At 67.2% G+C, this 13,142-nt stretch carries 16 protein-coding genes; all 16 read left to right on the forward strand.

Annotated elements, in window-relative coordinates:
* The first annotated feature begins 31 nt into the window (after positions 1-31).
* The 16 genes from H293_RS49475 to rpsC all read left to right on the forward strand — a co-directional run bounded on the left by H293_RS49475 (position 32) and on the right by rpsC (position 13,141).
* Positions 32-652 carry a DUF1707 and DUF4190 domain-containing protein gene (locus H293_RS49475; RefSeq protein ID WP_397895343.1) on the forward strand — a complete coding sequence of 207 codons (621 nt, stop codon included), beginning with the start codon at positions 32-34 and terminating at the stop codon, positions 650-652.
* 330 nt (positions 653-982) lie between these two features.
* On the forward strand, positions 983-1,354 hold the full coding sequence (gene rpsL, locus H293_RS0114060) for a 30S ribosomal protein S12 (RefSeq protein WP_003948652.1): 372 nt from the start codon (positions 983-985) through the stop codon (positions 1,352-1,354).
* A gap of 2 nt (positions 1,355-1,356) precedes the next feature.
* Positions 1,357-1,827 (forward strand): 30S ribosomal protein S7, encoded by a 471-nt coding sequence (gene rpsG, locus H293_RS0114065; RefSeq protein ID WP_007384059.1) that lies wholly within the window; start codon positions 1,357-1,359, stop codon positions 1,825-1,827.
* 39 nt (positions 1,828-1,866) lie between these two features.
* Entirely contained in the window at positions 1,867-3,993 is a 2,127-nt protein-coding gene (fusA, locus tag H293_RS0114070) for an elongation factor G (RefSeq protein WP_020118526.1), read from the forward strand.
* A gap of 154 nt (positions 3,994-4,147) precedes the next feature.
* Positions 4,148-5,341 carry an elongation factor Tu gene (tuf, locus tag H293_RS0114075; RefSeq protein ID WP_020118527.1) on the forward strand — a complete coding sequence of 398 codons (1,194 nt, stop codon included), beginning with the start codon at positions 4,148-4,150 and terminating at the stop codon, positions 5,339-5,341.
* 302 nt (positions 5,342-5,643) lie between these two features.
* Positions 5,644-6,846, forward strand: coding sequence for an acyltransferase family protein (locus H293_RS0114080; protein WP_051138105.1), 1,203 nt, complete (start codon positions 5,644-5,646; stop codon positions 6,844-6,846).
* Positions 6,847-6,929: 83 nt separating this feature from the next.
* Positions 6,930-7,283, forward strand: a complete 354-nt coding sequence (locus H293_RS0114085; RefSeq protein WP_020118529.1) for a hypothetical protein — start codon at positions 6,930-6,932, stop codon at positions 7,281-7,283.
* Positions 7,284-7,356: 73 nt separating this feature from the next.
* Positions 7,357-8,187 carry a hypothetical protein gene (locus H293_RS0114090; protein WP_020118530.1) on the forward strand — a complete coding sequence of 277 codons (831 nt, stop codon included), beginning with the start codon at positions 7,357-7,359 and terminating at the stop codon, positions 8,185-8,187.
* Between the two features lie 508 nt (positions 8,188-8,695).
* Positions 8,696-9,004, forward strand: a complete 309-nt coding sequence (rpsJ, locus tag H293_RS0114095) for a 30S ribosomal protein S10 (protein ID WP_003948644.1) — start codon at positions 8,696-8,698, stop codon at positions 9,002-9,004.
* 17 nt (positions 9,005-9,021) lie between these two features.
* Positions 9,022-9,666 (forward strand): 50S ribosomal protein L3, encoded by a 645-nt coding sequence (rplC, locus tag H293_RS0114100; protein WP_020118531.1) that lies wholly within the window; start codon positions 9,022-9,024, stop codon positions 9,664-9,666.
* Between the two features lie 5 nt (positions 9,667-9,671).
* Positions 9,672-10,328 (forward strand): 50S ribosomal protein L4, encoded by a 657-nt coding sequence (gene rplD / locus H293_RS0114105; RefSeq protein ID WP_020118532.1) that lies wholly within the window; start codon positions 9,672-9,674, stop codon positions 10,326-10,328.
* Positions 10,328-10,747 (forward strand): 50S ribosomal protein L23, encoded by a 420-nt coding sequence (gene rplW / locus H293_RS0114110; protein ID WP_007384067.1) that lies wholly within the window; start codon positions 10,328-10,330, stop codon positions 10,745-10,747. The genes rplD and rplW overlap by 1 nt, the downstream gene beginning before the upstream one ends.
* Positions 10,748-10,785: 38 nt before the next feature.
* Positions 10,786-11,622, forward strand: a complete 837-nt coding sequence (gene rplB / locus H293_RS0114115; RefSeq protein ID WP_007384068.1) for a 50S ribosomal protein L2 — start codon at positions 10,786-10,788, stop codon at positions 11,620-11,622.
* 12 nt (positions 11,623-11,634) lie between these two features.
* Positions 11,635-11,916: a 30S ribosomal protein S19 gene (gene rpsS / locus H293_RS0114120; RefSeq protein WP_020118533.1), complete on the forward strand. Its 282-nt coding sequence runs from the start codon at positions 11,635-11,637 to the stop codon at positions 11,914-11,916.
* A gap of 44 nt (positions 11,917-11,960) precedes the next feature.
* A complete protein-coding gene (gene rplV / locus H293_RS0114125; RefSeq protein WP_006604878.1) occupies positions 11,961-12,308 on the forward strand; it encodes a 50S ribosomal protein L22 in 348 nt (115 codons plus the stop codon).
* The gene (gene rpsC / locus H293_RS0114130; protein ID WP_020118534.1) at positions 12,308-13,141 is read left to right on the forward strand and encodes a 30S ribosomal protein S3; all 834 of its coding nucleotides are present in this window, start codon (positions 12,308-12,310) and stop codon (positions 13,139-13,141) included. Before rplV ends, rpsC begins: the two co-directional genes overlap by 1 nt.
* Position 13,142 lies beyond the last annotated feature (1 nt).

Consider the following 13,142-nt stretch of genomic DNA (forward strand, 5'->3'; position numbering starts at 1 on the left):
GGAGGCATTCGACCGCCCAGGGGGTGCTCCTGTGTCGCAACCGTCGTGGCAACCGTGGCAGGGCAAGGACGAGTCGCCGTCAGGGCCGGGCAGGGACGGCCCGGTGGCGGGGTCCTGGTCCGGCGCGCACGCCCCTGTCGCGCGCCCCTGGCCCGGATATGCCGCTCCGCAGCCCGTCGGCTCCGCCATGCTCGCCTCGCACGCCGACCGTGAGCGGGCCGTCGATGTGCTGCGGGCCGGGTACGGGGAGGGGCGGCTGGAGAAGGGCGAGTTCGACAAGCGGGTGGAGCGGGCGTACGGGGCGCGGACCGTGGGGGAGCTGGCGCTGCTCGTCGCCGATCTGCCGCTCGGGCCCATGCCGCAGCCGGCGCCCGTCACCGCCGTACCGCGGACGTTTCTGCCGGCCCCTCGGCCGCGGGCGAACGGGAAGGCGGTCGGAGCCGCCGTGTGCGGGCTGCTGTGTGTGCCGACCTTCGGGTTCACCGGGATTCCGGCGGTGATCCTCGGGCACGCGGCGCGGGCGGAGATCGAGCGGACGGGAGAGGGAGGTGACGGGCTCGCGCTGACCGGGCTCGTGTTCGGCTGGCTGTCGATCGCCGCGTGGTCGATCCTGATGACGCTGGTGGTCGCGGTGGGGCTCGCCTCCGGGTGAGCGCCCGAAGGCGCCGCTCTCATGTGTGCGCCACGTGAAATCGAAGATCGTCCACGGCGTAGGGGCTTGACATCGACCCCTCCGCGAGGGTGCCGCCGTCCATCTGTTTTGACCGCAGCGAATGAGCTGGGTACGCTCAGACCTTGTGCCTGGGGTGTGCCCTGGCTCCCGTGCGTGCCTTCAACCGCATAGGGGGAGTCGTAAGCGGCCACCGTAATCTGCGCCCTTTTCGCCTCGCGGCGGAAGTCCGCGGCTTCGACACACCCGACCGCGTGGGTCGGCGAAGTTCCAGGTTAGCTTCACACTCGGCACACAGAAACCGGAGAAGTAGTGCCTACGATCCAGCAGCTGGTCCGGAAGGGCCGGCAGGACAAGGTCGAGAAGAACAAGACGCCCGCGCTTGAGGGTTCGCCCCAGCGCCGTGGCGTCTGCACGCGCGTGTTCACGACCACCCCGAAGAAGCCGAACTCGGCCCTGCGTAAGGTCGCGCGTGTGCGTCTGACCAGCGGGATCGAGGTCACTGCTTACATTCCGGGTGAGGGACACAACCTGCAGGAGCACTCCATCGTGCTCGTGCGCGGCGGCCGTGTGAAGGACCTGCCCGGTGTTCGTTACAAGATCATCCGCGGTTCGCTTGACACCCAGGGTGTCAAGAACCGCAAGCAGGCCCGCAGCCGCTACGGCGCCAAGAAGGAGAAGTAAGAATGCCTCGTAAGGGCCCCGCCCCGAAGCGCCCGGTCATCATCGACCCGGTCTACGGTTCTCCTCTTGTCACCTCCCTGATCAACAAGGTGCTGCTGAACGGCAAGCGCTCCACCGCCGAGCGCATCGTGTACGGCGCCATGGAGGGCCTGCGCGAGAAGACCAGCAACGACCCGGTCATCACGCTGAAGCGCGCGCTGGAGAACATCAAGCCCACGCTTGAGGTCAAGTCCCGCCGTGTCGGTGGCGCCACCTACCAGGTGCCGGTCGAGGTCAAGCCCGGCCGCGCCAACACGCTGGCGCTGCGCTGGCTGGTCGGTTACTCCCGCGCCCGTCGCGAGAAGACCATGACCGAGCGTCTGCTCAACGAGCTTCTCGACGCTTCGAACGGCCTCGGTGCGGCCGTCAAGAAGCGCGAGGACACCCACAAGATGGCCGAGTCCAACAAGGCCTTCGCGCACTACCGCTGGTAGTCGCAGACCCCATCGAGACCGAGAGAAGACTGAAGCCTTATGGCTACCACTTCACTTGACCTGGCCAAGGTCCGCAACATCGGGATCATGGCCCACATCGACGCGGGCAAGACGACCACCACCGAGCGGATCCTCTTCTACACCGGCGTCAGCTACAAGATCGGTGAGGTCCACGACGGCGCCGCCACCATGGACTGGATGGAGCAGGAGCAGGAGCGTGGCATCACGATCACCTCTGCTGCCACCACCTGTCACTGGCCGCTCGAGGACGACGACTACACGATCAACATCATCGACACCCCCGGGCATGTCGACTTCACGGTCGAGGTGGAGCGTTCGCTCCGCGTCCTCGACGGTGCCGTCACGGTGTTCGACGGTGTCGCGGGTGTCGAGCCGCAGTCCGAGACGGTGTGGCGTCAGGCCGACCGTTACGGCGTGCCGCGTATCTGCTTCGTGAACAAGCTGGACCGTACCGGCGCCGAGTTCCACCGCTGTGTGGACATGATCTCGGACCGTCTGGGCGCCGTCCCGCTCGTCATGCAGCTGCCGATCGGCGCCGAGATGGACTTCAAGGGCGTTGTGGACCTGGTCCGCATGAAGGCGCTCGTGTGGTCCGCCGAGGCGGCGAAGGGCGAGATGTACGACGTCGTCGACATCCCGGCCACGCACACCGAGGCTGCCGAGGAGTACCGCGGCAAGCTGGTCGAGGCCGTCGCGGAGAACGACGACGAGATCATGGAGCTGTTCCTTGAGGGCCAGGAGCCCACCGAGGAGCAGCTGTACGCCGCGATCCGTCGTATCACCATCGCGTCCGGCAAGTCCGACGGCGTCACCGTCACCCCGGTGTTCTGCGGCACCGCGTTCAAGAACAAGGGCGTCCAGCCCCTGCTCGACGCGGTCGTGCGCTACCTGCCGACCCCGCTCGACGTCGAGGCCATCGAGGGCCACGACGTCAAGGACCCCGAGGTCGTCGTCAAGCGCAAGCCGTCCGACGACGAGCCGCTGTCCGCGCTCGCGTTCAAGATCATGAGCGACCCGCACCTGGGCAAGCTCACCTTCGTCCGGATCTACTCCGGTCGCCTGGAGTCCGGCTCCGCGGTGCTGAACTCCGTCAAGGGCAAGAAGGAGCGCATCGGCAAGATCTACCGCATGCACGCGAACAAGCGTGAGGAGATCGAGTCGGTGGGCGCCGGCGACATCGTCGCCGTCATGGGCCTCAAGCAGACCACCACCGGTGAGACGCTGAGCGACGACAAGAACCCGGTCATCCTGGAGTCCATGGACTTCCCGGCGCCGGTGATCCAGGTCGCCATCGAGCCCAAGTCCAAGGGTGACCAGGAGAAGCTGGGTGTCGCCATCCAGCGTCTCGCGGAGGAGGACCCCTCCTTCCAGGTCCACTCGGACGAGGAGACCGGCCAGACCATCATCGGTGGTATGGGCGAGCTGCACCTTGAGGTGCTGGTCGACCGTATGCGCCGTGAGTTCAAGGTCGAGGCCAACGTCGGCAAGCCGCAGGTCGCCTACCGTGAGACGATCCGCAAGGCCGTCGAGCGCGTCGACTACACGCACAAGAAGCAGACTGGTGGCACTGGCCAGTTCGCCAAGGTGCAGATCGCGATCGAGCCGATCGAGAGCGGCGACGCCTCGTACGAGTTCGTGAACAAGGTGACCGGTGGCCGTATCCCGAAGGAGTACATCCCTTCGGTGGACGCCGGTGCGCAGGAGGCCATGCAGTTCGGCATCCTCGCCGGGTACGAGATGACGGGCGTTCGCGTCACGCTTCTCGACGGCGCCTACCACGAGGTCGACTCCTCCGAGCTCGCGTTCAAGATCGCCGGCTCGCAGGCCTTCAAGGAGGCCGCCCGCAAGGCCAGCCCCGTGCTGCTCGAGCCGATGATGGCCGTCGAGGTCACCACGCCCGAGGACTACATGGGTGAGGTCATCGGCGACATCAACTCCCGCCGTGGTCAGATTCAGGCCATGGAGGAGCGGGCCGGTGCCCGCGTCGTGAAGGGCCTCGTGCCCCTCTCGGAGATGTTCGGCTACGTCGGAGACCTCCGTAGCAAGACGTCGGGTCGCGCAAGCTACTCGATGCAGTTCGACTCCTACGCCGAGGTTCCGCGGAACGTCGCCGAGGAGATCATCGCGAAGGCCAAGGGCGAGTAACGCACCGCGTTCGCACGCTTTAGGCTTGACTCCGGAGCCCGGAGGGGCATTCACCCGCATTTGTGGGAGAGTGCCCCCGGGCCGAGGCTTTCCAGCAAAGATCACCTGGCGCCGATGAAGCAAGGCGTTCAGAACCACTCCACAGGAGGACCCCGTGGCGAAGGCGAAGTTCGAGCGGACTAAGCCCCACGTCAACATCGGCACCATCGGTCACATCGACCACGGTAAGACGACCCTCACGGCCGCCATTACCAAGGTGCTGCACGACGCGTTTCCGGACCTGAACGAGGCCTCGGCCTTCGACCAGATCGACAAGGCTCCCGAGGAGCGCCAGCGCGGTATTACGATCTCGATCGCGCACGTCGAGTACCAGACCGAGACGCGTCACTACGCCCACGTCGACTGCCCCGGTCACGCGGACTACATCAAGAACATGATCACCGGTGCCGCTCAGATGGACGGCGCCATCCTCGTGGTCGCCGCCACCGACGGCCCGATGCCGCAGACCAAGGAGCACGTGCTCCTGGCCCGCCAGGTCGGCGTTCCGTACATCGTCGTCGCCCTGAACAAGGCCGACATGGTGGACGACGAGGAGATCCTGGAGCTCGTCGAGCTCGAGGTCCGCGAGCTGCTCTCCGAGTACGAGTTCCCGGGCGACGACCTGCCGGTCGTCAAGGTCTCGGCGCTCAAGGCCCTTGAGGGCGACAAGGAGTGGGGCCAGTCCGTCCTCGACCTGATGAAGGCCGTCGACGAGTCGATCCCGCAGCCCGAGCGTGACGTCGACAAGCCGTTCCTCATGCCCATCGAGGACGTCTTCACGATCACCGGTCGCGGTACGGTCGTCACCGGCCGTATCGAGCGTGGTGTCCTGAAGGTCAACGAGACCGTCGACATCATCGGCATCAAGACCGAGAAGACCACCACCACGGTCACCGGCATCGAGATGTTCCGCAAGCTGCTCGACGAGGGCCAGGCCGGTGAGAACGTCGGTCTGCTGCTCCGTGGCATCAAGCGCGAGGACGTCGAGCGCGGCCAGGTCATCATCAAGCCGGGTTCGGTCACGCCGCACACCCAGTTCGAGGCCCAGGCCTACATCCTGTCCAAGGACGAGGGTGGCCGCCACACGCCGTTCTTCAACAACTACCGTCCGCAGTTCTACTTCCGTACGACGGACGTGACCGGCGTCGTGACCCTCCCCGAGGGCACCGAGATGGTCATGCCGGGTGACAACACCGAGATGAAGGTGGAGCTCATCCAGCCCGTCGCCATGGAAGAGGGCCTGAAGTTCGCCATCCGTGAGGGTGGCCGGACGGTCGGCGCCGGCCAGGTCACCAAGATCACCGCCTGATCTTGACCTGACAGGTCTCCGAGACCCGTAGGTCTCTGAAGGGGCCCGTACGACTTCGGTCGTACGGGCCCCTTCGCCTTGGTGCAGGGTTGCCCTGTGGAGGGTTGCCCGCCCAGCGGGTGAAGAGTGGGCGAACTCCGCGGGACCTCTTTCCGAGGCTTCGGCCAACTGTCCGCCGAGGCTGCCCCGAATGTTCCTGTCTGGCCACTGTGGGGTGGTTGTGAGGGTCGTAGCCTGAGGCGTCCGGTGGCCACTCCCGGCCCGGGATTCCCTCGCGAGGACGGACGGACCCGCAGGTGTCGATGCAGGACGCGGACAGCAGACGGTCGATACCCCGACGGGTCGTCAGCGGCCTGCAGCAGCCCCTTCCGCCGCTCGCGGTGCCCGCCCCGCCGGGCCGGCCCGCCCGCACCGCCCGGCACGCCGTCGTACGCGACCGTGCCGGGCGCCGGCTGTACGCCATCGACGGCATCCGGCTCCTCGCCGCCCTGATGGTCGCCGTGCACCACTACGCCGGCACCCGTCGCGTCGACCAGCCGGGCAACCGCATCTGGGACCGGCCGGTCTCCGACATCATGCCGACGGTCTTCCGGTTCGCCTCCTACGGCTGGATCGGCGTCGAGATCTTCTTCGTGATCAGCGGCTTCGTGATCTGCATGTCCTGCTGGGGCCGTACCCCCCGGCAGTTCTTCACGTCACGGGTGATCCGGCTGTATCCGGCGTACTGGTTCGCCATCGTCTTCACCACGGCCGTCCTGATCACCCTGCCGGGCGTGTGGGACCGTCTGCGCACCCGGGACGTCCTGCTCAACTTCACGATGCTGCAGTCCGGTTCGGGCGTGATGAACGTCGACGGCGTCTACTGGACCCTCTGGTCGGAGCTCCGCTTCTACCTCCTGTTCCTGGTGGTCGTGTGGAGCGGCCTCACCTACCGCAAGGTCGTCGTCTTCTGCTGTGTATGGGGCGCCGCGGTCATGCTCGCCCCGATCTCGAAGCTCCCCCTCCTCGAACTGGTCGCGAACCCGGAGGGCGCCTGGTACTTCATCGCGGGCCTCTCCCTGTACCTGATGCACCGCTTCGGCCAGGACCTGCTGCTGTGGGGCATCCTGGCGATGGCCTGGCTGATGGGCCAGCGCGAACTGGGCCTCAGGATCGACGAGGTCGAGCACGTGTCGGGGTGGCGGGGGAGCGTGGCCATCTTCACCGTGTTCCTGCTCGTCATGGTCGCCGTCGCCCTGGGCGCGACGGACCGCATCCGCTGGAAGTGGCTGGTGACGGCCGGCGCGCTGACGTATCCGCTGTACCTGATGCACTACGCGGCGGGTACGGTCCTCATCAACCGCCTGCGCGACACCATGGACGCCCGTCTCCTGATCGCCTCCGTCATCGCCGGCTTCATGCTGCTGAGCTGGCTGGTCCACCGGTTCGTGGAGCGCCCGGTGGCACGGCTGCTGAAGCGGGGGCTGGACACGTCGTTCGCGCGGCTGAGGAACGCGGGCGCCTGACCCCATACGGCGCGTACGGCGACTGAGTGTTCTGAGTACGAACGCTCATGCGACCGGGGGCATCCGGGCGCTGTGATGGACCCATGCCGGACCTCACGCTCGACGACGACCGCGCGACCGCCGCCTGGGTCGCCCCGCTGCTCTCGACGCTCCTCACCCTGCCCGCGTGTGTGCTCGTCTACTTCGTCGGCGGCCTCTCCGCGATGGCCTGCGACTCCTGCGCGGGCCCCGAGGCCGACCGCTTCGAGTCGAGCTTCGACCTCGCCTTCCCGGTGCTGCTCGGGGGCCTGGGAACCGCCCTGTTCCTGCTCGCGGCCAGCTGGGCCCTGCCGTGGGAGCGCCGCAGCACGGGCCGCCGGGTGGGATTCGCCGTGGCGGCCCCGGCGCTGGTGCCGTGCGTCTACGCCCTGTTCGCGGTGCTGGTGGACTGGCCGTAGCCCAAGCGAACGTCATGATCAGGTCATGGGATAGTCTGCGCGCTTCCTGTCCCGCACCACGAAAGAGGTGGCAATGACCATTGGCAGACGCGCGGCCACCGGGATCGCGCTCGCGGGGGCCCTGGCCCTCACGCTCCTGAACGCCCCGGCGGCCCAGGCCCAGGACACCGGCATCACCGTGTCCGACATCGTGATCAACAAGGGCAAGCCGATCGTCGTCGGCACCTCGAAGGTGGTGGAGCCGTCCCTCGCCTTCAAGATCACGCTGCCGGCCGGATACAGCACGAGCGATCCGTCCCGGTACGACGCGTTCCCCTTCCTCTACCGGGGAGCCCTGCCGCAGGACCTGGCCGGTTCCATGGAGAACTACATCGGCCCCGGCGGCTACACCTGCTACGAGCAGAGCGACAGGAAGGCCGACTGCGAGGGGTCCCTCTACATCGACCCCGACCGGAGCCATGACGAGGTCGACTCCAACGCCGACGCCACCACCTGGAAGACCGGCGTCTCCCTGCTCCTGTTCAAGGCCAATGGGAACCTCGCGGCCCACGAGCGCGAGACCCGGCCTCTGACCGTCCGGCTCAAGCGGGCGGCGAAGGTCACCGTGGACGCCTCACCGGAGCCGGTCGTCAAGGGCAGGAAGATCACCGTCACCGGCAGGCTCACCCGCGCGGACTGGGCGACCAAGAAGTACGGCGGCTACGGCGGCCGTTCGGTCACCCTCCAGTTCCGCGAGACGGGCACCAGCTCCTTCGTCACGGTGAAGAAGGTCACGACGAGCAGCACCGGCGCCCTGAAGACCACGGTCACCGCCTCGAAGGACGGGACGTGGCGGTGGGCGTACGGGGGGAACGACACGACGGGGGCCGCGACCAGCGGTGGGGACCACGTGGACGTGCGCTGACCAGGGGTTTCGGCTCAGCTGCGGTCTCCCCGCCGAGCGGTGGGGAGACCGGCGCCCGGACGGACCCGGCGTCCACCGGGAGGAGAAGGAAGGCCTCGAGGGCCTCCGCCACGTCGGTCAAAGCGGCAATGTGTTTGACCTGCGTCACTCCCGGGGTATTGTCTCCGGCTCGATTGGCCAGGCCCCTGCCCCGTATGGCAGACTAGCGGGGTTGCTCGGTCGAGTGTTGATGCTGTGCGCCTCCCGCCGGGAGGACCGGAAGCGAGTCCCACAGTACTCGTCGCCCTAACTGCCGTAAGGCAGCGCTGGGGCGGACGTACGGGAATCTTTCGGGAAGCGGAGTGCGGCACTGGCCAGGCGCCCGGTGAACCTCTTTCCCAGACAAGGGATGTTCGAACAAGGGACATCTGTGTCGGTGAGAGTGCGACACACCCGACCGCGTGGGTCGGCGGAAGTCGAAGGAACACCGGGTTCCAGAGCGGTAAATAGACAGGACTACGGAGTAGCCATGGCGGGACAGAAGATCCGCATCCGGCTCAAGGCCTACGACCACGAGGTCATCGACTCCTCGGCGAAGAAGATCGTCGAGACGGTGACGCGCACTGGTGCGTCGGTCGCGGGCCCGGTGCCGCTGCCCACTGAGAAGAACGTGTACTGCGTCATCAAGTCGCCGCACAAGTACAAGGACTCGCGCGAGCACTTCGAGATGCGCACGCACAAGCGTCTGATCGACATCCTCGACCCGACCCCCAAGACCGTTGACTCTCTGATGCGACTCGACCTCCCGGCCGGTGTCGACATCGAGATCAAGCTCTGAAGGCCGGTGATCTGAGAATGGCTAAGCAGATCAAGGGCATCCTGGGCGAGAAGCTCGGCATGACGCAGGTGTGGGACGAGAACAACCGTGTTGTTCCGGTCACCGTCGTCAAGGCCAGCCCCAACGTCGTGACCCAGGTGCGTACGAACGATGTCGACGGCTACGAGTCGGTCCAGATCGCCTTCGGCGAGATCGACCCTCGCAAGGTGAACAAGCCCCTCAAGGGTCACTTCGCCAAGGCCGACGTCACGCCCCGCCGCCACCTCGTCGAGATCCGCACCGCGGACGCCTCCGAGTACACGCTGGGCCAGGAGATCTCCGCGGAGGTCTTCGAGGCCGGCGTCAAGGTGGACGTGACCGGCAAGAGCAAGGGCAAGGGCTTCGCCGGTGTCATGAAGCGTCACAACTTCAAGGGCCTCGGCGCCGGTCACGGCACCCAGCGCAAGCACCGCTCTCCCGGCTCCATCGGTGGCTGTGCCACCCCGGGCCGTGTGTTCAAGGGCCTCCGCATGGCGGGTCGCATGGGCAACGAGCGGGTCACCACCCAGAACCTGACCGTTCACGCCGTTGACGCGGAGAAGGGCCTGCTCCTCATCAAGGGCGCGGTTCCTGGTCCGAACGGCGGCCTCGTCCTGGTCCGCACCGCGGCCAAGGGGGCCTGAGGACTATGAGCACCATTGACATTCTGTCGCCCTCCGGCGACACCGCCGGGACCGTTGAGCTCCCGGCCGAGATCTTCGACGTAGAGAAGATCAGCATCCCGCTGCTTCACCAGGTCGTCGTCGCGCAGCTGGCCGCCGCCCGTCAGGGCACGCACAAGGTCAAGCGTCGTGGCGAGGTCCGCGGTGGCGGCAGGAAGCCGTACCGCCAGAAGGGCACCGGCCGCGCCCGTCAGGGTTCGACCCGTGCGCCGCAGTTCGCCGGCGGTGGCGTCGTCCACGGCCCCACGCCGCGTGACTACTCGCAGCGGACCCCGAAGAAGATGAAGGCCGCGGCCCTGCGCCACGCCCTCACCGACCGGGCCCGCAACAACCGCATCCACGTCGTCTCCGGCGTCATCGAGGGCGAGAGCCCGTCGACGAAGGCCGCGAAGACGCTCTTCGGCAAGATCAGCGAGCGCAAGAACCTGCTGCTCGTCATCGACCGTGCCGACGAGGCCGCGTGGCTGTCCGCCCGCAACCTGCCCCAGGTCCACATCCTGGAGCCGGGCCAGCTGAACACGTACGACGTTCTCGTCTCGGACGACGTGGTCTTCACCCAGGCCGCCTTCGAGTCCTTCGTGTCCGGCCCGAAGGCCAACGACACCGAAGGGAGCGAGGCCTGATGGCTACGCGTCACCCGAGCATCGCCTCCAAGGCTGCCAAGGCCGCCAAGGCCGCGCGCGTCGCCAAGGCGCGCCGCCACGAGGCCGAGGGCAAGAACACCGTCGTCACCGCGCCCAGCAAGGCGTTCACGGACCCCCGTGACGTCCTGCTGAAGCCGGTCGTGTCCGAGAAGAGCTACGCGCTTCTCGACGAGGGCAAGTACACGTTCATCGTGGCCCCCGGCGCCAACAAGACCCAGATCAAGCAGGCCGTCCAGGCGGTCTTCTCGGTCAAGGTCACCGGGGTGAACACGATCAACCGCCAGGGCAAGCGCAAGCGGACCCGCACCGGCTTCGGCAAGCGTGCCGACAGCAAGCGCGCGATCGTGACCCTTGCCGAGGGCGACCGTATCGACATCTTCGGCGGTCCGTCCGCGTAAGCGGGTCGGATCGTCCGATATCGGACGAGGACTGAGAAATGGGAATCCGCAAGTACAAGCCGACTACGCCGGGCCGTCGTGGCTCCAGCGTCGCCGACTTCGTCGAGGTCACGCGGTCCACGCCGGAGAAGTCGCTGGTCCGCCCGCTGCACAGCAAGGGCGGCCGTAACAACGCCGGTCGTGTGACCGTTCGCCACCAGGGTGGCGGACACAAGCGCGCCTACCGAGTGATCGACTTCCGTCGTCACGACAAGGACGGCGTGCCGGCGAAGGTCGCGCACATCGAGTACGACCCCAACCGCACCGCGCGCATCGCGCTGCTGCACTACGCGGACGGCGAGAAGCGCTACATCCTCGCCCCGCGCAACCTGCAGCAGGGTGACCGCGTCGAGAACGGTCCCGGGGCCGACATCAAGCCGGGCAACAACCTGGCGCTCCGCAACATCCCGGTCGGTACCACGATCCACGCGATCGAGCTCCGTCCCGGTGGCGGCGCCAAGTTCGCCCGCTCCGCCGGTGCCTCCGTGCAGCTGCTGGCGAAGGAGGGCACGATGGCCCACCTTCGTATGCCCTCCGGTGAGATCCGCCTGGTCGACCAGCGCTGCCGCGCCACGGTCGGCGAGGTCGGCAACGCCGAGCAGAGCAACATCAACTGGGGTAAGGCCGGCCGCAAGCGCTGGCTGGGCGTCCGCCCGACCGTTCGCGGTGTGGCGATGAACCCGGTTGACCACCCCCACGGTGGTGGTGAGGGCAAGACCTCCGGTGGTCGCCACCCGGTCAGCCCCTGGGGTCAGAAGGAGGGTCGTACTCGTTCGCCGAAGAAGGCTTCGAACAAGTACATCGTCCGCCGCCGCAAGACGAACAAGAAGCGCTAGGAGCGGGTTTAGATGCCGCGCAGTCTCAAGAAGGGGCCCTTCGTCGACGACCACCTGATCAAGAAGGTGGACGCCCAGAACGAAGCCGGTTCCAAGAACGTCATCAAGACCTGGTCCCGTCGCTCGATGATCGTCCCGGCCATGCTCGGCCACACGATCGCGGTGCACAACGGCAAGATCCACATCCCGGTGTTCGTCACCGAGTCGATGGTCGGCCACAAGCTCGGCGAGTTCTCGCCGACGCGCACCTTCCGGGGTCACGTCAAGGACGACCGGAAGTCGAAGCGCCGCTAAACGCGGATCGCATTCAGACACGTAAGTAACTGAGAGGGACAACCATGGAAGCCAGGGCCCAGGCGCGGTACATCCGCGTTACGCCCATGAAGGCCCGCCGCGTGGTGGACCTTATCCGTGGCATGGACGCCACGGAGGCTCAGGCTGTTCTGCGATTCGCTCCGCAGGCAGCCTCAGTGCCCGTCGGCAAGGTGCTCGACAGCGCCATCGCCAACGCCGCGCACAACTACGACCACACCGACGCCGGCAGCCTCGTCATCTCCGAGGCGTACGTCGACGAGGGCCCGACCCTGAAGCGGTTCCGGCCGCGCGCCCAGGGCCGTGCCTACCGGATCCGCAAGCGGACCAGCCACATCACCGTGGTCGTCAGCAGCAAGGAAGGAACCCGGTAATGGGCCAGAAGGTTAACCCGCATGGGTTCCGGCTCGGTGTCACCACGGACTTCAAGTCCCGGTGGTACGCCGACAAGCTGTACAAGGACTACGTCAAGGAAGACGTCGCCATCCGTCGGATGATGACGTCCGGCATGGAGCGCGCCGGCATCTCGAAGGTGGAGATCGAGCGCACCCGTGACCGTGTGCGTGTGGACATCCACACCGCTCGTCCGGGCATCGTCATCGGCCGCCGTGGCGCCGAGGCCGACCGCATCCGCGGTGACCTCGAGAAGCTCACGGGCAAGCAGGTCCAGCTGAACATCCTCGAGGTCAAGAACCCCGAGACCGACGCTCAGCTGGTTGCCCAGGCCGTCGCCGAGCAGCTCTCCTCCCGCGTCTCCTTCCGCCGCGCCATGCGTAAGAGCATGCAGTCGGCGATGAAGGCCGGCGCCAAGGGCATCAAGATCCAGTGCGGTGGCCGCCTCGGCGGCGCCGAGATGTCCCGCTCGGAGTTCTACCGCGAGGGCCGCGTGCCCCTGCACACGCTCCGCGCGAACGTGGACTACGGCTTCTTCGAGGCCAAGACGACCTTCGGCCGCATCGGCGTGAAGGTCTGGATCTACAAGGGCGATGTCAAGAACATCGCCGAGGTCCGCGCCGAGAACGCTGCTGCCCGCGCCGGCAACCGCCCGGCCCGTGGTGGCGGCGGCGCCGACCGCCCGGCCCGTGGTGGCCGTGGCGGCGAGCGCGGCGGTCGCGGTCGTAAGCCGCAGACGGCTCCCGCTGCCGAGGCCCCCAAGGCCGAGGCTCCGGCTGCCGCTCCGGCTGAGAGCACCGGAACGGAGGCCTGAC

It is taken from the genome of Streptomyces canus 299MFChir4.1 (genome assembly GCF_000383615.1).
In the GTDB taxonomy this organism is placed as follows: Bacteria; Actinomycetota; Actinomycetes; order Streptomycetales; family Streptomycetaceae; genus Streptomyces; species Streptomyces canus_C.

Excerpts from the sequence above, each read along its gene's own strand:
- rpsG (WP_007384059.1), top strand. The coding sequence starts at position 1,357 with ATGCCTCGTAAGGGCCCCGCCCCGAAGCGCCCGGTCATCATCGACCCG.
- fusA (WP_020118526.1), top strand. The coding sequence starts at position 1,867 with ATGGCTACCACTTCACTTGACCTGGCCAAGGTCCGCAACATCGGGATC.
- H293_RS0114080 (WP_051138105.1), top strand. The coding sequence starts at position 5,644 with ATGCAGGACGCGGACAGCAGACGGTCGATACCCCGACGGGTCGTCAGC.
- H293_RS0114085 (WP_020118529.1), top strand. The coding sequence starts at position 6,930 with ATGCCGGACCTCACGCTCGACGACGACCGCGCGACCGCCGCCTGGGTC.
- H293_RS0114090 (WP_020118530.1), top strand. The coding sequence starts at position 7,357 with ATGACCATTGGCAGACGCGCGGCCACCGGGATCGCGCTCGCGGGGGCC.
- rpsJ (WP_003948644.1), top strand. The coding sequence starts at position 8,696 with ATGGCGGGACAGAAGATCCGCATCCGGCTCAAGGCCTACGACCACGAG.
- rplC (WP_020118531.1), top strand. The coding sequence starts at position 9,022 with ATGGCTAAGCAGATCAAGGGCATCCTGGGCGAGAAGCTCGGCATGACG.
- rplD (WP_020118532.1), top strand. The coding sequence starts at position 9,672 with ATGAGCACCATTGACATTCTGTCGCCCTCCGGCGACACCGCCGGGACC.
- rplW (WP_007384067.1), top strand. The coding sequence starts at position 10,328 with ATGGCTACGCGTCACCCGAGCATCGCCTCCAAGGCTGCCAAGGCCGCC.
- rplB (WP_007384068.1), top strand. The coding sequence starts at position 10,786 with ATGGGAATCCGCAAGTACAAGCCGACTACGCCGGGCCGTCGTGGCTCC.
- rpsS (WP_020118533.1), top strand. The coding sequence starts at position 11,635 with ATGCCGCGCAGTCTCAAGAAGGGGCCCTTCGTCGACGACCACCTGATC.
- rplV (WP_006604878.1), top strand. The coding sequence starts at position 11,961 with ATGGAAGCCAGGGCCCAGGCGCGGTACATCCGCGTTACGCCCATGAAG.
- rpsC (WP_020118534.1), top strand. The coding sequence starts at position 12,308 with ATGGGCCAGAAGGTTAACCCGCATGGGTTCCGGCTCGGTGTCACCACG.